The 16,425-nt window shown below is 59.8% G+C and carries 14 protein-coding genes and 1 tRNA gene; 7 read left to right on the top strand and 8 right to left on the bottom strand.

Features of this window, described 5'->3' with window-relative positions; genetic code table 11:
- Positions 1-15: 15 nt before the first annotated feature.
- The 4 genes from ACZ5FP_RS11070 to ACZ5FP_RS11055 all read left to right on the top strand — a co-directional run bounded on the left by ACZ5FP_RS11070 (position 16) and on the right by ACZ5FP_RS11055 (position 3,595).
- A complete protein-coding gene (locus ACZ5FP_RS11070) occupies positions 16-822 on the top strand; it encodes an ABC transporter permease (protein WP_463012880.1) in 807 nt (268 codons plus the stop codon).
- A gap of 42 nt (positions 823-864) precedes the next feature.
- Complete coding sequence (locus ACZ5FP_RS11065; protein ID WP_223615090.1) at positions 865-1,611, top strand: ABC transporter ATP-binding protein; 747 nt, start codon at positions 865-867, stop codon at positions 1,609-1,611.
- 127 nt (positions 1,612-1,738) lie between these two features.
- On the top strand, positions 1,739-3,010 hold the full coding sequence (locus ACZ5FP_RS11060; RefSeq protein ID WP_464660138.1) for an alkyl sulfatase dimerization domain-containing protein: 1,272 nt from the start codon (positions 1,739-1,741) through the stop codon (positions 3,008-3,010).
- Positions 3,011-3,232: 222 nt separating this feature from the next.
- Positions 3,233-3,595, top strand: coding sequence for a hypothetical protein (locus ACZ5FP_RS11055; RefSeq protein ID WP_464660136.1), 363 nt, complete (start codon positions 3,233-3,235; stop codon positions 3,593-3,595).
- Between the two features lie 113 nt (positions 3,596-3,708).
- Here the strand turns inward: ACZ5FP_RS11055 and ACZ5FP_RS11050 are convergent, their stop codons facing one another.
- The 3 genes from ACZ5FP_RS11050 to ACZ5FP_RS11040 all read right to left on the bottom strand — a co-directional run bounded on the left by ACZ5FP_RS11050 (position 3,709) and on the right by ACZ5FP_RS11040 (position 8,011).
- Complete coding sequence (locus tag ACZ5FP_RS11050) at positions 3,709-4,446, bottom strand: BPL-N domain-containing protein (RefSeq protein WP_464660134.1); 738 nt, start codon at positions 4,444-4,446, stop codon at positions 3,709-3,711.
- A gap of 105 nt (positions 4,447-4,551) precedes the next feature.
- A complete protein-coding gene (locus ACZ5FP_RS11045) occupies positions 4,552-7,713 on the bottom strand; it encodes an autotransporter domain-containing protein (protein ID WP_464660132.1) in 3,162 nt (1,053 codons plus the stop codon).
- Positions 7,714-7,926: 213 nt separating this feature from the next.
- Positions 7,927-8,011, bottom strand: a tRNA-Leu gene (locus tag ACZ5FP_RS11040).
- A gap of 269 nt (positions 8,012-8,280) precedes the next feature.
- Here ACZ5FP_RS11040 and lipB point away from each other — a divergent pair.
- The gene (gene lipB / locus ACZ5FP_RS11035; protein ID WP_464660130.1) at positions 8,281-8,997 is read left to right on the top strand and encodes a lipoyl(octanoyl) transferase LipB; all 717 of its coding nucleotides are present in this window, start codon (positions 8,281-8,283) and stop codon (positions 8,995-8,997) included.
- Between the two features lie 124 nt (positions 8,998-9,121).
- Here the strand turns inward: lipB and ACZ5FP_RS11030 are convergent, their stop codons facing one another.
- Together ACZ5FP_RS11030 and ACZ5FP_RS11025 are read right to left on the bottom strand one after the other, a co-directional pair.
- On the bottom strand, positions 9,122-11,086 hold the full coding sequence (locus ACZ5FP_RS11030) for an ATP-binding protein (protein ID WP_464663241.1): 1,965 nt from the start codon (positions 11,084-11,086) through the stop codon (positions 9,122-9,124).
- A 146-nt stretch (positions 11,087-11,232) separates the two neighbouring features.
- Positions 11,233-12,159, bottom strand: a complete 927-nt coding sequence (locus ACZ5FP_RS11025; RefSeq protein ID WP_288193913.1) for a DMT family transporter — start codon at positions 12,157-12,159, stop codon at positions 11,233-11,235.
- A gap of 184 nt (positions 12,160-12,343) precedes the next feature.
- Between ACZ5FP_RS11025 and ACZ5FP_RS11020 the strand changes: the two genes are divergently transcribed.
- The gene (locus ACZ5FP_RS11020; protein WP_223615098.1) at positions 12,344-12,724 is read left to right on the top strand and encodes a helix-turn-helix domain-containing protein; all 381 of its coding nucleotides are present in this window, start codon (positions 12,344-12,346) and stop codon (positions 12,722-12,724) included.
- Between the two features lie 131 nt (positions 12,725-12,855).
- Positions 12,856-14,961 carry a DNA topoisomerase IV subunit B gene (gene parE, locus ACZ5FP_RS11015; protein ID WP_346305109.1) on the top strand — a complete coding sequence of 702 codons (2,106 nt, stop codon included), beginning with the start codon at positions 12,856-12,858 and terminating at the stop codon, positions 14,959-14,961.
- A 21-nt stretch (positions 14,962-14,982) separates the two neighbouring features.
- On the opposite strand, the gene ACZ5FP_RS11010 is transcribed toward parE, so the two are convergent.
- The 3 genes from ACZ5FP_RS11010 to ACZ5FP_RS11000 form a co-directional block, all read right to left on the bottom strand.
- Positions 14,983-15,111 (bottom strand): hypothetical protein, encoded by a 129-nt coding sequence (locus tag ACZ5FP_RS11010; RefSeq protein ID WP_464660127.1) that lies wholly within the window; start codon positions 15,109-15,111, stop codon positions 14,983-14,985.
- Between the two features lie 227 nt (positions 15,112-15,338).
- Positions 15,339-15,755: a hypothetical protein gene (locus ACZ5FP_RS11005; RefSeq protein ID WP_464660125.1), complete on the bottom strand. Its 417-nt coding sequence runs from the start codon at positions 15,753-15,755 to the stop codon at positions 15,339-15,341.
- Positions 15,756-15,893: 138 nt separating this feature from the next.
- Entirely contained in the window at positions 15,894-16,244 is a 351-nt protein-coding gene (locus ACZ5FP_RS11000) for a hypothetical protein (RefSeq protein ID WP_464660123.1), read from the bottom strand.
- Positions 16,245-16,425: the final 181 nt, after the last annotated feature.

Genomic DNA, 16,425 nt, shown 5'->3' with positions numbered 1-16,425 from the left:
AAGACGCGCGTCGACATGACCATAGCGAATTCGCAGAAAATCACCGCATGGGAAGATATCACGGCTGCCGTGAACAATTTTCATCTCGCCGCGCTTCTGGGCTGGCAGGACGTGGCGCAGCGTTACCGGCGCTCCAGCGTGGGCGCCTTCTGGCTGACCATCAACATGGGCGTGCTCATCGGCGCCCTGGGTCTGATATTCGGCACCATTTTCCGCTCGCCCATGTCCGAGTTCCTGCCCTTCATCTGCGTCGGCCTCATCATGTGGGGGTATTTTTCGCAGCTGATCAACGAAGGCTGCCTCAGTTTCATCTCCAATACCGAGACGATGCTGCAATTGCCGCTGCCGTTCTTCACCTATGTCCTGCGCACCTGGTGGCGCAACTCCATCATCCTGTTCCACAACATCGTCATTTTCCCCATCGTGCTCTTGCTGTTCGGCAAGTTCATGGGATGGACCGCCCTGCTGGTCTTCCCGGCGTTCATTCTCGTCTCGCTCAACCTTCTGTGGATGATGGTGGTGCTGGCGGTGGTGTGCACGCGCTACCGTGACCTGACGCAGATCATCCAGAACGTCATGCAGGTCGGCATGTATGTAACGCCCATCATGTGGCAGCCGCACCAGCTGCCGGCGGACAAATCCATGCTGATGCTGGATCTCAACCCGTTCTATCATCTCATCAGCGTGGTCCGCGAGCCGCTGCTCGGGCAGACGGGCACCGCGCTCAATTGGGGCGTGGTTGCCGGCATGGCCATCATCGGATGGATCATCGCTCTGCTCTTCCTCAACCGCTACCGCTCGCGCATCACCTATTGGCTCTAAAACCCTTTCGGCACGCCCCACCATTTTCCTGCGAAGGCCAACATGACTTCTATGATACTCGATAACGTCACTGTGGATTTTCCGATCTACAATGCGAAAAGCCGGTCCCTCAAGAACCAGGTCATGAGTCTGGCGACGGGCGGCACCATCGGCTCGAACGCCGAAGGCCATGTGATCATCCGCGGCCTGGAATCGATCAGCCTGAGCCTGAACGACGGCGAACGGCTCGGCCTGATCGGGCACAACGGCTCGGGGAAAACCACGCTCCTGCGCGTGATGAGCGGCGTGTACTATCCCTCCGGCGGGCGCATCGCCATCAACGGCAAATGCACCTCGCTGATCAACATCTCGCTGGGCATCGATGCGGAAGCCACGGGGCGGGAAAACATCCGCATCCGCGGCGCGCTGCTCGGCTTTTCCAAGCGCGAGATGGCCGCCAAGCAGGCGGAGATCGAAGAATTCTCCGAGCTCGGCAACTTCCTCGACATGCCGGTGCGCACCTATTCGACCGGCATGCAGCTGCGCCTGGCCTTTTCGATCTCGACCGTCATCCAGCCGGAAATCCTGATCATGGACGAATGGCTGGCAGCGGGCGACGAAAGCTTTCAGAACAAAGCCAATGAGCGCCTGCACGACCTCGTCAACAAGACCAAGATCCTGATCATCGCCAGCCACTCCAGACAGTTGCTTCTCGCCAATTGCAGCCGTATCGTCTGGCTCGAGCATGGCAAGGTCAAGATGGATGGCGATGCCGAAACCGTCGCGAACGCGTATTTCGGCCACCAGTAACGCCAAGCGCGAAACGTGCTGGAGACATCCGGGTCGCTCTTGACCCGCGCGGAGGGACATGCCTCCTGACATGAGGCTGTCAGGAGGCCTGCTGTATGCGGGACCATCGCGATGAAGGATCCATTCCATGCATGACACAGAGATGAACCGCCTTTTCGAGAGATTATGGCGCGGCGAAGCGGCTATGGAAGAATGGAGCGCTGCCGTTGCCGGCGGTTCCGCGCAAGCCGTCTGCGACGATATGATTGTTGTCTCCACGCATTACGTCGTCGGCAATGTCACGGCAATCCGCACCGGCGCCGGGCTGGTGCTCATCGACACGGGCGGCCGGGAGACCGCGCGGGAAACGCTCGACGTGATCCGCCGCTGGGACAGCAGTCCCGTCCACACGGTCATCTATACCCACGGCCATATCGACCATACCTGGGGTGCCCGCCTCCTGGATGAGGAAGCGGACGCCAACGGTGTTGCCCGCCCGCGGATCGTTGCACACCGCAACGTCTTGCAGCGCTTCGCACGCTATGACCAGTCGCAGGATCTGAACAGTCTCGTCATGGGACGCCAGTTCAACAAAGCCGGCTATGTCTTCCCCGGCGAGCACCGGCGCCCCGACGACGTCTATGACGATCGGCTCAGCCTCGATATCGGCGGCCTGCGCATGGAACTGACGCACGGGCGCGGCGAAACGGACGATGCAACCTTTGTCTGGTTGCCGCAGAAGAAAATTCTGGTCAGCGGCGATTTTGTCATTTGGGTGTTCCCGAATGCCGGCAATCCGCGCAAGGTGCAGCGATATCCGCAGGATTGGGCGTCAACGCTGCGCAACATGCATGCGCTCGAACCCCACATCCTGGTTCCCGGCCATGGACCGGTCATTGCCGGCGCCGCGCGCGTGGCGCAGATGCTGGATGATGCTGCCAGTGCCCTGGAGAGTCTCGTTCGCCAGACACTTGAGCGGATGAACAGGGGCGACACGCTGAATTCAATCCTGCAGAGCGTCCAGGCGCCCTCGGAACTTCTCGCCAAACCCTATCTTCTGCCGAAATACGATGATCCCGCTTTTGTCGTGCGCAGCGTCTGGCATCTTTATGCCGGCTGGTTTGACGGAAACCCCGCGCATCTCAAGCCAGCGGCTGACCGGGACCTCGGCCGTGAAATCGCGCACCTTGCAGGCGGCGCCGAAAACCTGACGCAACGAGCCGAGGCGCTGCGGGCCGCGGGCCAGGCCCGCCTGGCCGCGCACCTGATTGAATTTGCCGTGGCGGCCGCGCCGCAGGACACGGCGGTACACCGCGTGCGCGCGGCCATCTATGCCGACTGCATCGACGCTGAGACCTCCTTGATCGGCAAGGCGATCCTGGCCTATTCACAGCGCGAGTCCGAAGAACACCTGCAATAGCAGGCTCAGGCGGCAAAGCGCCGGGCCTTGCATGCTTCGCCGGCACAGGGACGGGACGGCCGCTATCCAGCCATTCTTATCTGGCTTTGTTTCCCCTGCTGGCAGGTGTGCATCCGGCAACCTGCAGACGCCCGCGTGACCCAAGTAGGGACATCGTCGTCACCTTGATTTCCTCGTGTAACCGTTGTTGGATACTTCCGGGATATTGGAGGAAAAAAGCAAATGACAAAGCACAAGTCATCATCTCCAGCACTGTCGAACGAGATCACAACCGATCAATACTACGATCGCGGAGATTCCGTGAAGGTCAGATGGCCCTTTGGCATCGAAGTAATCAGGATCCATATTCCACGTGACTGTCATTATAAAGTAAAACTGGCACCCACCGACGAGAACGAATACAACGTCGACGTCATCACCAGCCGCGGGCTGACACGCGCCGAAAAAGATTGCATCGCAACCGCATACTATGAAACGACGCCCTTTGTCCTGGAGTCCGACATCACGTTCGTGGTTGCGCAACGCAGCTTTACCGATGGTGTGCCCGATGCGGAGTGGACGACCAACAGCGGCCCGAGTTTTTGACCTGATCGGCGACGCCCCGGACTTTCCCCCTCTTTCCGCCCGGGGATGACCGCTATTGTTCTGGTATTGCCAGCGGCATCCACGCGGATGATGACGGGTTGATCCCCGGAGCCTTATTCTGCCATCGCCGCGTTCAGCAATCCTTGGATCAGACTGGAGTTCACACCATCAGGATTGTGCAGACCGTAATGATCATACCATTCCTGGGGCGCTTCAGGGTGCGGCCCGACCAAAGTCGCGCTGCCTTTGCCAAATGCGTAACGAGCGGCCGCCAGATCGCCATTCTGATAATGGGCAAGTTCCCGGAAACCTGAATTCGTGTGATTTCTGGGCAGATGCGGACCATCCTGAAAATATGTCCACAGTGACGCCCCTGCCCATTGAACCGGCACCACGTGATCGCCGATATCGGACACGGAAAACCCCGGCCTCCCGACCTCGGAATCCGTTTCTCCTTCGACGATGTCAAAGCCCAAATCCGTACCGAGATACGCGCCCATGCAAATTCCAAAATACCGGCCGCCTTTGGATACAAAATCCCGGACGGCCTGGATGCCCGCCTTGCCCAGGCTTCTCCTTGCGCCGTCAATGTCCTGTCCGCCGCCGGGTTGTACATATAAGGAAGCTCCAATGAAACTGGATGGCACCAGCTTCAGCTGCTCATTGGGGCCGATGAATTTAACATCAAAATGAAAGGTGCTGTTCCTCAGGGCTTCGGCGGCCGCCGATGAACAATCATCACAACCGGCAGGCCCGCGATATACGAGCGCAACGGCGGATTGCGATGCATTGGCGGGAGCATTCAACACGAGAAAACATGCGAGAAGTGCGTATTTTGCGGCGCTGAGCATCAGAACAATTCCTTTAGAGTGATGCGGTGCGATCTACCCTAAATCGAATTGCGGTTTAATTTTGAGAAGGAACCAGCCAGCGCAAGCTGCACGGAGCGACGACGCCTAGAACTGCAGGCCGGCCTTTGCGTTGAAGCCATGGCGAATGGCGCCGCCTTCTCCAAGCGTGGTGTTGTAGGCGAGGCCGAGATTCAGCCCCTGGTCGAGGACCACGTCGAAACCCAGGCCCAGCCGGACCGCGTTGCGAACCGTGCCATCCCCCTTGAGACTGAACAACGGGCCGCCGGACCAATCGATGTAATTCAGGTCAATGTCGCTCGCATTTGCCATGTCGTAGCGCCATTCGGCCTTCAGGTTCGGCGTGAACGTGTAGCCGGTGAAACGATAGGTATAATCCGCTTCAAAACCCACGACGGCAACGAGTGAATTCACCGTCTGGTTGCCGTAGCGCAGGCTATTCGATCCGCCGTCCCTTTCGTTGAAGGCATCGAGCTTCGTCCAGGATGCGTCCATCCCGACATAGGGGGTGAAGTAGAGGGCATCCCGGCTTATTTCATAACCGGCCTTTACGCTGCCGAACACCTGCTGCCCATCGCGGGAACCATTGGCGAAACCGCCATCTTCCGTCAGATAGCGCTTGCTGTCGAAGGAAAGCGCGCCATAGCCGAGCACGGCTTCAAGATAGGTGTTCCTGATCGGCCGCCAGCTGGCATAGGTTCCGATGCTCCAGCTTTCACCTTCGCTGCGCGTACCATTGCTGCCAATATCCGTCCTGTCCCTGCCGTAACCAAGACCGATACCGGCGGTCAACCGTTCGTTGAAACGGTAATCCAGCCCGGCACTCACACCGGAGGTTGTAAAATCCCGGCTCGATCCGGAGGATTTGCCGGATGTGTCGCCAATGTCGACCTGACCGGCCGTCCAGACGCCGAAGCGGGATGGAACCGGCTTTTCCCCGACCACTCTGTTGAACGGCTCGGCAGGCCGGGTTCGTCTCGGCTCGGTGAAAAACCCGAGCGGCGTTGCGTCGGCCGGGTCGCGCCGGTCCTTTGCCCCGTCGTCACTGCGCGGCGTGTTCAGGCTGATGCCCTGGCTGGACTCATTGCCGCCGCCCCGGCGCAGCTGGCGCAACCGGTCGCCATAGTTCGACAGCTGGGCATCGGCAAACCGGCGCGCACCTTCCGCCTGGGCGTTGACGATACCGATGACTTCCACGTCCTTTGATGGGTCGGCCCTTGCCATCACCGTAATCGTAACATTGGCGGGCGCCGATGTGGTGAATGCATTGCCAAGGGTGTAGCTGACCGTGGCAACGCCGCTGAACGTGGCGGCGGGCGTGAAATCCAATTGGAAAGCCCGGCTGCCGCCGTCGCGAATGGTTGCGGTGCCTGACCCCGATGGACTGAGCGACACCATGGTCGCGGCAGTAAACGGACCGCCGGTTGCACCTTCCGTCAGGTTTACCGTCACCGGCGTTCCCGCCCGTGTGGTGACGGAATGGGCCGCGGCCACCGGCAGCGGATTGACCGTCAGCGTGATCGTGGCCGGCGGCGACGCTCCGAACACGTTGCTCAGGGTATAGCCGATGCTGACGGCGCCTGACGCCCCGGCTGGCGGCGTGTAGATGATATTGGTGCCAGACACGGTCGCACTGCCGAAAGCCGGTGGGGTAACAATGGCCGCGCCCGTGAAGGGACCGCCGGTGGCGCCCGCCGTCGTGTCAATGGTGGTGGCATGTCCAGCCATCGTTGCAGCGCTATGCGCAGCGGCAACCGGGACAGCCTGCGGCGATACGGTAATGGTGACCGTCGCCGGGGCGGAGGTGCCGCCGGGCCCGGTGACGCTGTAGGTGAAAGTATCGGTGCCGAAGAAATTTGCGGCCGGGGTATACACGGCGTTAAGACCGTTCACGGTCACCGTGCCATGCAAGGGCGCGCTGGTGACGGCAATGGAGGTTATTGGGCCGCCATCGTTGAAAATCACGGGAATGGTGACGGCCTGGTTGGCCAAGGTTGCGGCGGCATCGTTGACCGCAACCGGCGCGGCCTGATTGATTATCAATGTGTAGGCCTGAGCACCGTTGAAACTCTGATGGTCCGTCGCCGTGATGGTAAAACTGTACGCTCCAGCCGTATCCGGTGCACCAGACAAAAAGCCCGCGCTGCTTAACGTCATGCCGTTTGGCAGTCCCCCGGATGTGATTGCAAACGTATAGGGGCCCACCCCGCCGGTCGCCACCATTGTTTGGGAATAGTTGACGCCGGTTTTGCCGTTGGGAAGGGTTGAAGGCGCCAGGCTGATGCTAGGGGGATTGACAGTCAGCGTATAATTATTCGTGGCGGAAAATGGCGCGCCGGGGCCTGTGCTGCTGTCCGTCGCCTGCACGCTGAAAGGGAAAGGGCCCCAAACGGATGGCGTCCCCGACAGTAATCCCGTCGCAGCGTTGAGTGTCATGCCCTCTGGAAGTGAGCCAGCCGCGATCCAAAAGGTATAGGGGGCTGTGCCACCACTGGCAGAGAATGTCTGGCTATAACCGGAACCAGAACTGGCAGCCGGCAGCGTCGGCCCTGCCGGACTCAACGTTATTGTTGGTGATGATACATTCAGCATGAAAGCGCCGGTGACTGTGAAAGGGCCGCTACCGGTGCTGCTGTCCTGCGCACTCACGGTTATGCCAAAGCTGCCGGCAACCTGCGGAGTCCCGGAGAGGGTAACGCTGTTGCCTGTCAGTGGCGTGACGAGCATGCCTTGCGGGATGCCGTTGATGAGAAAGTTACGGAAAGGCGCTTGGCCGCCAGCGAAAGTGTAGGTCTGCGTATATGGGGTGCCAACCTGGGCGGTATGGGACGACGATGGCGTGACGGTAAAACTAGGTGGTGAGATCGTCACTGTGACAGTGGCTGGAGCCGACGTTCCATCCAGGTTGGTGGCGGTATAGGTGAAACTGTCACGTCCGGCATAACCGCTTGCCGGCGTGTAGGTGATCGACGTTCCGGATGCTGACGCAGTCCCATGCGCTGCAGCGCTTGCGACCGCCACAAATGTCGGCGCGCCGCCGCCAATACTGAGCGTTACAGGGTTGCCGACACTGCCATAGGCGACAGTGACAGTCATGTCGGATGCAACCGGCGGTGTCTGGGCCTGCGACAGGGCGGGCCAGAATACGGCCAAACAGACGAAGAACAGCCATGCCGCCAATAGTGTTGGGCGCGCGCCACATACCTGCCGGTGGGGCGCTACCCCCTCCGGCCAATTCGATCTCGGCATTATTCCCCCGCCCCATTGCATCCCCAACGCAATCATCATCCGTAATGTGCGCCGTTCATTGCATCAATACGGCAGATGCCGTAGTTCCCGACTATTTTGACCGGAACCGGAGCGACCTTGGTGTTGGCAGGAAGACTGCCGGCCGGAAATGCAATAGGGCAGCCGTTAGGCTGCCCTATTCTGCAATGATTTCAATCTTGAAGAGAAACCAAATGGTGCGGTCGAGAAGACTCGAACTTCCACGTCTTGCGACACAGCGACCTCAACGCTGCGCGTCTACCAATTCCGCCACGACCGCACTGTGGTAGAAGCCGAACGTGTCGGCTCGCGGCATGTAGCAAATGAATTTCAGTGAAACAAGCCCTGTCGGCAATAAACCCGAATGTTTTTCACAAAGCCGGGTGAAAGTTATGCCGCACCCCGCACACTGGAAATCTTCCAGGAAAAAGTCCATATGCGGCTCACCATCTTTATCCCAAGGGAATCGGCGCTTTGATGGCCGCAAACGGCCCCATCCGCCGTCATTCATCCGGGATGAAGCGACAGTCGAAAGTTTGGTTTCCGATCATGAAGAACAACCGCGACGATCTCGTCTCCGCGTTTTTTGCCCAAGGCGATTCCCCGAAAGTGGAGTGGCGCGTCGCCGATGGGCTGACCGATTACGATACCGCCCTCGCCTTCATGGAAGACCGTGTCGCGGCGATTCGCGCCGGCACGGCCAGCGAACTGGTCTGGCTGGTCGAACATCCGCCGCTCTACACCGCCGGCACCAGCGCCAAGGACGGTGACCTTCTGGCTGCCGACCGCTTTCCCGTCTATGCCACGGGGCGCGGCGGCGAATACACCTATCACGGCCCCGGCCAGCGCGTGGCCTATGTCATGCTCGACCTGAAGCGGCGGCGCGAGGATATCCGCGCCTTCGTGGCGGCGCTGGAGCAATGGATCATTGCCACGCTTGGCGCGTTCAACGTACGCGGCGAGCGGCGCGAGGACCGCGTCGGCGTCTGGGTGACCCGGCCGGAACGCCCGCCGCTGCCGGACGGGTCTCCCGCCGAAGACAAGATCGCCGCCATCGGCATCCGCCTGCGCAAATGGGTGAGCTTTCACGGCATCTCGATCAATGTGGAACCGGAGCTTGCCCATTTCGACGGCATCGTGCCGTGCGGTGTGCGCGGCCATGGCGTGACCAGCCTCGTCGATCTCGGCCTGCCCGTCGGCATGGACGATCTCGACCGGGCGCTGCGGGACGCATTCGAGCCTGTGTTCGGGCCGGTCGAGCGCTAGAGGATTTGGCAGAACCGATCTGCGTGGTTCGACAAGCTCACCATGAGGGAGCTTGCTGGCTGCAATCACCCAACATCCCTCATGGTGAGCTTGTCGAACCACGCACTATGGACATGCAACCAGATCAGGCGAATTCCATGATCACCGCATCCACGGCCAGGCTGTCACCCTGCTTGGCATTGATGGCCGATACGGTGAGATCACGGTCGGCGCGCAGCACGTTTTCCATCTTCATGGCTTCGACAATCGCCAGCGTTTCACCCGCCTTCACCTCCTGACCCTCCGCCACGTTGATCGAAACGATCAGGCCGGGCATCGGGCACAGCAGCATTTTCGACGTATCCGGCGGCAGTTTCACCGGCATCAGTTTTTCCAGCGCCGCCACATGCGTCTGCATGGCATGGCCGATCACCGACATGCCCTTCCAGTCGATGCGCACGCCGTTGAGCACGGGACGCAGCTGCGCCTTCACCGCGCGGTCGTCGATATAGCCGTCCCAGACCGCATCGCCGGGACGCCAGTCGCTGCGGATGGTGATGGCTTCGCCGCCATGCAGCGACAGTTCGATCTTGACCGGCGGCTTGGCCACGCTGCGGTGAATTTTCGCCGGCACGTATTCGTCGTTGATCCGCACCTCCCATTCGGCGCGGATCCTGCCCGTATGCGGCCGCAGGCGGTCGCCAAGGCCGTCGAGGCGCCCCTTGCGCACCAGTTCCACCACAAGCGCAATGGCGGCCAGCACGTCCCTGTCGGCGGCCGTTGGTGCAATCGGATGGAAGCCGTCGGGAAATTCCTCCGCGATGAAGCCGGTGGACAGCCGCCCTTCCCGCCAGCGCGGATGCTGCATCAGCGCCGCCAGGAACGGGATGTTGTGCTCGATGCCGTCGACCACGAAGGTATCGAGCGCATCGGCCATGGCGTCGATGGCTTCCAGCCGGGTCGGCGCCCAGGTGCAGAGCTTTGCCACCATGGGGTCGTAGAACATCGAAATTTCCGAACCTTCCGTCACGCCGGTGTCGTTGCGGATGATGGTCTTGCCGACCGGGCCTTCGCTTGGCGGGCGATAGCGGGTCAGGCGGCCGATCGACGGCAGGAAATTGCGATAGGGATCTTCGGCATAAAGGCGGCTTTCGATGGCCCAGCCGTTCAGCTTGACGTCCGACTGCTTCAGCGCGAGCTTTTCGCCCGCTGCCACGCGGATCATCTGCTCGACCAGATCGATGCCGGTGATCAATTCCGTCACCGGATGTTCCACCTGCAGACGGGTGTTCATCTCGAGGAAATAGAAGTTGCGGTGCTTGTCGACGATGAACTCGACCGTACCGGCGCTCTGGTAGTCCACCGCCTTGGCCAGGGCCACGGCCTGTTCGCCCATGGCCTTGCGGGTGGCCTCGTCGAGGAACGGCGACGGGGCTTCTTCCACCACCTTCTGGTTGCGGCGCTGCACCGAGCACTCGCGCTCGCCCAGATAGATGCAGTTGCCAAAACTGTCGCCCAGCACCTGGATTTCGATGTGGCGCGGCTCGACCACGAATTTTTCGATGAAAACCCGGTCATCCCCGAAGGAATTGCGCGCTTCCGAGGTGGCGCGTTCAAAGCCGTCGCGCACTTCGCTCTCGTCCCAGGCGATGCGCATGCCCTTGCCGCCGCCGCCGGCGGAGGCCTTGATCATCACGGGATAGCCGATTTCACCGGCGATCTTTTCCGCATGCGCCGCATCGGTGATGATGTCGAGAAAGCCCGGAACCGTGTTCACCTTGGCGGCATTGGCGAATTTCTTCGATTCGATCTTGTCGCCCATGGCGATGATCGCCCTGGGCTTCGGCCCGATGAAGACGATGCCCTGCTTCTCCAGTTCCTCGCAGAAAGAGGCGCGCTCGGACAGGAAGCCGTAGCCGGGATGAACGGCCTCAGCGCCCGTCGCCTTGCACGCGGCAATGATCTTGTCGGCGACGAGATAGCTCTCGGAGGCCGCCGCCGGACCGATATGCACCGCCTCGTCGGCCATGTCGACATGAACCGCATCGCGATCCGCGTCGGAATAGACCGCCACCGTGGCGATACCCATTTTCCTTGCCGACTTGATCACGCGGCAGGCAATTTCCCCACGGTTGGCAATCAGGATTTTCTTGAACACTTTTATGGACCTCCCGCACAAAATGCGCCTCTGGTTCTATTGCCAATGGCTGATTTGCTCAACTGCTATTGTCAGTGCTTGCATGGAAAGCAGACCGGTTAATTGAAAGCGGGCTCCGGCGTTTTCTGCTTTTTCCCCTCGCGCCAGACCACATAGGCACCCGAGGCAATGATGATGGCGATGCCCAGCCATTTCGACGCGGTCGGAAACTCCTGGAATACGAACAGGCCGATGATGACGGCCATGACGATTTCCAGATACTGGAACGGCGCCAGCAGCGACGCCGGCGCAAGGCGCGAAGCCTGCACCACGAGGAGATGCCCGCCCGTGGCGATCGCGCCGATGGCAAACAAAAGGAACCAGGACATGCCGGTTGCGGGCGTGCCCAGCGTCATGTCGCTGACGCCGAAGGCTGCACCGAGGAACAGCGCGACGATCACCGTCACCGTACCGCCGATGCCGGCATAGAGCTGCATGACCAGCGGCGTGTCGTGCACGCCCAGGCGGCGGTTGAGAACGAGATAGACCGCAAACAGCGCCGCCGTACCCAGCGGCAGCAGCGAAACCCAGCCGAACAGCTCCCAGCTCGGCTGGATGACGATCAGTGTCCCGATGAACCCGACCGCAACCGCAATGCGCCGGCGCCAGCCGACGGTTTCCTTCAGCACCACGGCCGAGAGCAGCGTCAGCATCAGCGGCTCGACGAAAAACACCGCCATGGCGTCGGCAAGCGGCATGTATTTGACGGCGGCAAAGAAGCACAGACTGCCGATGCCCATCAGAAAACCGCGCAGCAGGTTGCCCCAGAGGTTGTGCGGCTTGAGCGAGCGCATGCCGGTCAGCGCCACGATGATCAGCATGGTCAGGATCGTCTGGACAACGAAGCGTGACAACGTCACCGTGGCCGGCGGCAGGCTGTCCACCGTCGACAGCCATTTGGCGATGGCATCCATCATCGGCAGGATAAACATCGCACCGGCCATCGTTCCGACGCCCCTCATTTGCGGCGAGGTTGTGTTTTCCATGGTGCGGCCTTTCCGGGACAAATGGCTCAGGTGGGGCCCCAGCCATATCGGCTCTGCGGAAAAATGCAATCATCCGCATAATGCAAAATGGAAGCAGAATGCCGCCGGATTTGACTTTTCTGCTTCCAAATGGTGCAAAAGCTTTCGTCTACACTTTAAAAACAAGAAAAAGATGGAGAAAGCCATGAATTTCATCTCCAACATCATCACCGCCATGCCCGACACGGACACGCTGGGCGGCCGCCTTTCCCGCGCGCGCGATGCCAAGTCGATGACGGTGGCGCAGCTCGCGGTGCGTGTCGGCGTCAAGCCGGAAACCATCGCCGCCTGGGAATCCGACCGGTCGGAGCCCGGTGTCCACCGCCTGTTCATGCTGGCCGGATCGCTCGGGGTCACGCAGACCTGGCTCATCCACGGGGTCGGACAATCGCCCGACGAGAGCGACACGGCGGACGAAAACCGCCTGCTGAAAAGCCAGATCGCCAATCTCAAGGCTCTGCACCAGGAGCTGGGCGAGCGGATCGAAGAGCTCGAAAAAGCCGTCTCGCGCCTCAAAGCCGCTTGAAACTTGGGTTTTAACCGCATAGTTCTGTGGTGAACCCCGGAACAGATCACGAACGCCCATCGCGTTTCCCGGCGAAGCATGTCAAGATTGCCGGTGATTCGCAGCCCCTGTAGCATTGGCCAAAATACGATATGGATGACAATAACGACCTCTTTTCAGCGGTAGTCAAAACAGCCCGGGAACGCCAGGCAGCGGTGGACCAGACCAGGGTCGAACCCGCCGCGACACCGGTGGCCCCGCCTGTGAAAATCGCGCCGGTTGCGGCCGCGAAGGCCCCGGCACGGGCCGCCCCCGACAGCAGCGGCGGCTACAATGCGGCGCAGATCCAGGTTCTCGATGGTCTCGAACCCGTCCGCCGCCGTCCGGGCATGTATATCGGCGGCACCGACGAGCGGGCGATGCACCATCTCTTTGCCGAAGTCATCGACAACTCGATGGACGAGGCGGTTGCCGGGCACGCCAACTTCATCGATATCGAACTGGACGAGAACGGCTATCTCTCGGTCACCGACAATGGCCGCGGCATCCCCGTCGATCCGCATCCCGATCCCAAGCAGCTCGGCAAATCCGCGCTTGAAGTCATCATGACCACCCTGCATGCGGGCGGCAAATTCGATTCCGACGTCTACGAAACATCGGGCGGTCTGCACGGCGTCGGCATATCGGTGGTGAACGCCCTGTCCGATCATGTGGAAGTGGAAGTGGCCCGCAACCGGCGCCTCTACCGCCAGCGCTTCTCGCGCGGCCATCCGCTCGGACCGATCGAGGATGTCGGCGAGGTGCACAACCGTCGCGGCACGCGCGTGACCTTCCATCCGGACCCGGAGATTTTCGGCCAGGGCGCCAAGTTCGATCCGGCCCGGCTTTTCAAGATGGCCCGGTCAAAGGCCTATCTCTTCGGCGGCGTTGAAATCCGCTGGAACTGCGCGCCATCCCTGCTCGACCCGAAGGACCCGACACCTGACAAGGCGGTGTTTCACTTCCCCGGCGGGTTGAAGGATTATCTGGCGGCCTCGCTCGGCAAGGATTTTCAGGTCACGCGCGACATGTTCGCGGGCAGGACGGAAAAGTCCGGCGGGCACGGCGCGCTGGAATGGGCGGTTGCCTGGTATGGCGGCGACGGCTTTGTCCATTCCTACTGCAACACGATTCCCACAGGCGAAGGCGGCACGCATGAGGCGGGTCTGCGCATCGCCCTCACCCGTGGCCTGAAGGCCTATGCGGAACTGACCGGCAACAAGCGCGCGTCGATCATCACCACCGATGACGTGATGATCTCGTCGGCGGCCATGCTGTCGGTGTTCATCCGCGAACCGGAATTCGTCGGCCAGACCAAGGACAAGCTTGCCACGGTCGAAGCGCAGCGCATTGTCGAAAATGCCATCCGCGATCCATTCGATCATTGGCTTGCCGCCTCGCCGCAGGAAGCATCGAAGCTGCTGGACTGGGTGGTGGAGCGTGCGGACGAGCGCGTCAAGCGCCGCCAGGAAAAGGAAGTCAACCGCAAGTCGGCGGTGCGCAAGCTGCGCCTGCCGGGCAAGCTGGCCGACTGTACCCAGACGGGTGCGCTCGGCGCCGAACTCTTCATCGTCGAGGGTGATTCCGCCGGCGGCTCGGCCAAGCAGGCGCGGGACCGCGCCACGCAGGCGGTGCTGCCGCTGCGCGGCAAGATCCTCAACGTCGTCAGCGCCGGGCGGGAAAAGATGACGGCCAACCAGCAGATCGGCGACCTGATCCAGGCGCTCGGCTGCGGCACGCGGTCAAAATACCGCGACGAGGATTTGCGCTACGACCGCATTATCATCATGACCGATGCCGACGTCGACGGTGCGCACATCGCCTCGCTGCTCATCACCTTCTTCTATCAGGAAATGCCGGAACTCATTCGCAACGGCCACCTGTTCCTCGGCGTGCCGCCGCTCTACCGCATCGCCCAGGGTGGCAAGGTTGCCTATGCCCGCGATGACGCGCACAAGGATGAACTGATGCGCACGCTGTTCACCGGCAAGGGCAAGATCGAGATCGGACGCTTCAAGGGCCTCGGCGAAATGCGCGCCGACCAGCTCAAGGAAACGACGATGGACCGCAAGAAGCGCACGCTTTTGCGGGTGCAGATCGACGAGGAGTGGATCGAGGAAACAAAACTCGCGGTCGATGATCTGATGGGCACGAAACCGGAAGCCCGCTTCCGCTTCATCCAGGACCGCGCCGCGTTCGTGGAAGAGCTGGACATCTGATATTCAGCGATGAAACCTGTTTCAGATGGCGGTGCTTTGCATCGCCATTTTGTTTTGGGGCAAGCGCTCAATGGCTTTCCCCCCCTCTGTCCTGCCGGACATCTCCTCCACAAGGGGGGAGATCGCATCGGCATCAATCATCTCGGTCAACTTTCCCCCTTGAAGATCAACTGAAACAGCTGTGACAGCTGATCTCCCCCCTTGTGGGGGAGATGGGCGGCAGCCCAGAGGGGGGGTGAAAAGTATTTGGGCTGAAACTTATCCACCACATCCCAAGCCGAGATATTCTCATCCCTGTCCTTTCCGGCGGGAATGCTTCCTCACCCCTCAAAATCAGAAAAAGGAAGCGCAGCAGTAGACGGAGCGGCGTCACGCACTCATTTGTGCCTTGTGCGAATACGATCAAGCATGTCAGCAATAGCTTGATGCGGCTTTGATTTTATTATGGAATGAACACCATCAATGCAATCTATCGTATAATTATGATATTCATCATAGGCATCATAACCCAAATATCCCAATATAGATGTGTCATCCAAAAAACAGACACCGAATATTTTCCTGCCGCCATCGAATAGAGAATATTTCACATTGCACGATTCATGCACGACTGGCATGCGCACCAAATGAACCCCTTGTGATTTTATGGATTGATCATCGTTAAGCCACGCATAATGCGTATAGGTTTGGACATGGTGAACATCGTTGATATTCAGGATGTCTTTTTCTCCATAATTTGACAGAAGATCCCTTTCGGCATCCCCTGTCAAATGTATGTTTTTGACTATTTCCATTTCACTTAAAAGCCAATTTTGAAAGCCTTACGAAAGATTCACCCAAGACAAATTGTCATCATCGACATGTCATAAGATAGCGCACTTTCGTCAAAATGCGTCGTGGCTTTTCTTTCTGCGAATATTCACCAACAAGCCCTAAGTTTTTGGAGCTGGCGTCGTGGGAGGACAGTCTATCCCCCGAGTGGTGGTTATTGAATAAGTTCCAATCGGTGTTTTATATACGCAGATCTTATCTCTTCTATAGGTAAAACTCTCTTGAAGGGTTCCTGAAAAAGCAATTCTTGCGCCGTCCAGGGCTGACTTTGCGCTGCCCGTTGGTCCGCCTATCCCCCAATGATCTTTTGAATCGTAGGTTCCTGATCGGCCGGGCGCGCCGCCCCATACGAGATCGAGTTCGGCCTCAGCCAATTCACGCATGTCATCTCCTTTCGCAAAAGTTCGCAACAGGATGGGTGTCGCGTTCAAAAGATGACTGAATTTATCCATTTTAAAAATTCGCAGTCCTCCCTAGGAAGAGCGAACCGCGCATGATGGTTCTGCCAACCGCTTCGTTCGAAAAAAATCACGCCAACTTATCCACCACGTCCCAAGCCGAGATATTCTCATCCCTGTCCTTTCCGGCGGGAATGCTTCCGGAAACCTTCGAAAGTCGGGAAAGGACCGGCAC

The sequence above is a fragment of the Phyllobacterium sp. T2-21 genome (genome assembly GCF_055378485.1).
The sequence above is the reverse complement of the archived record's forward strand: the minus strand, read 5'-3'. Positions and strand labels throughout refer to the sequence as shown.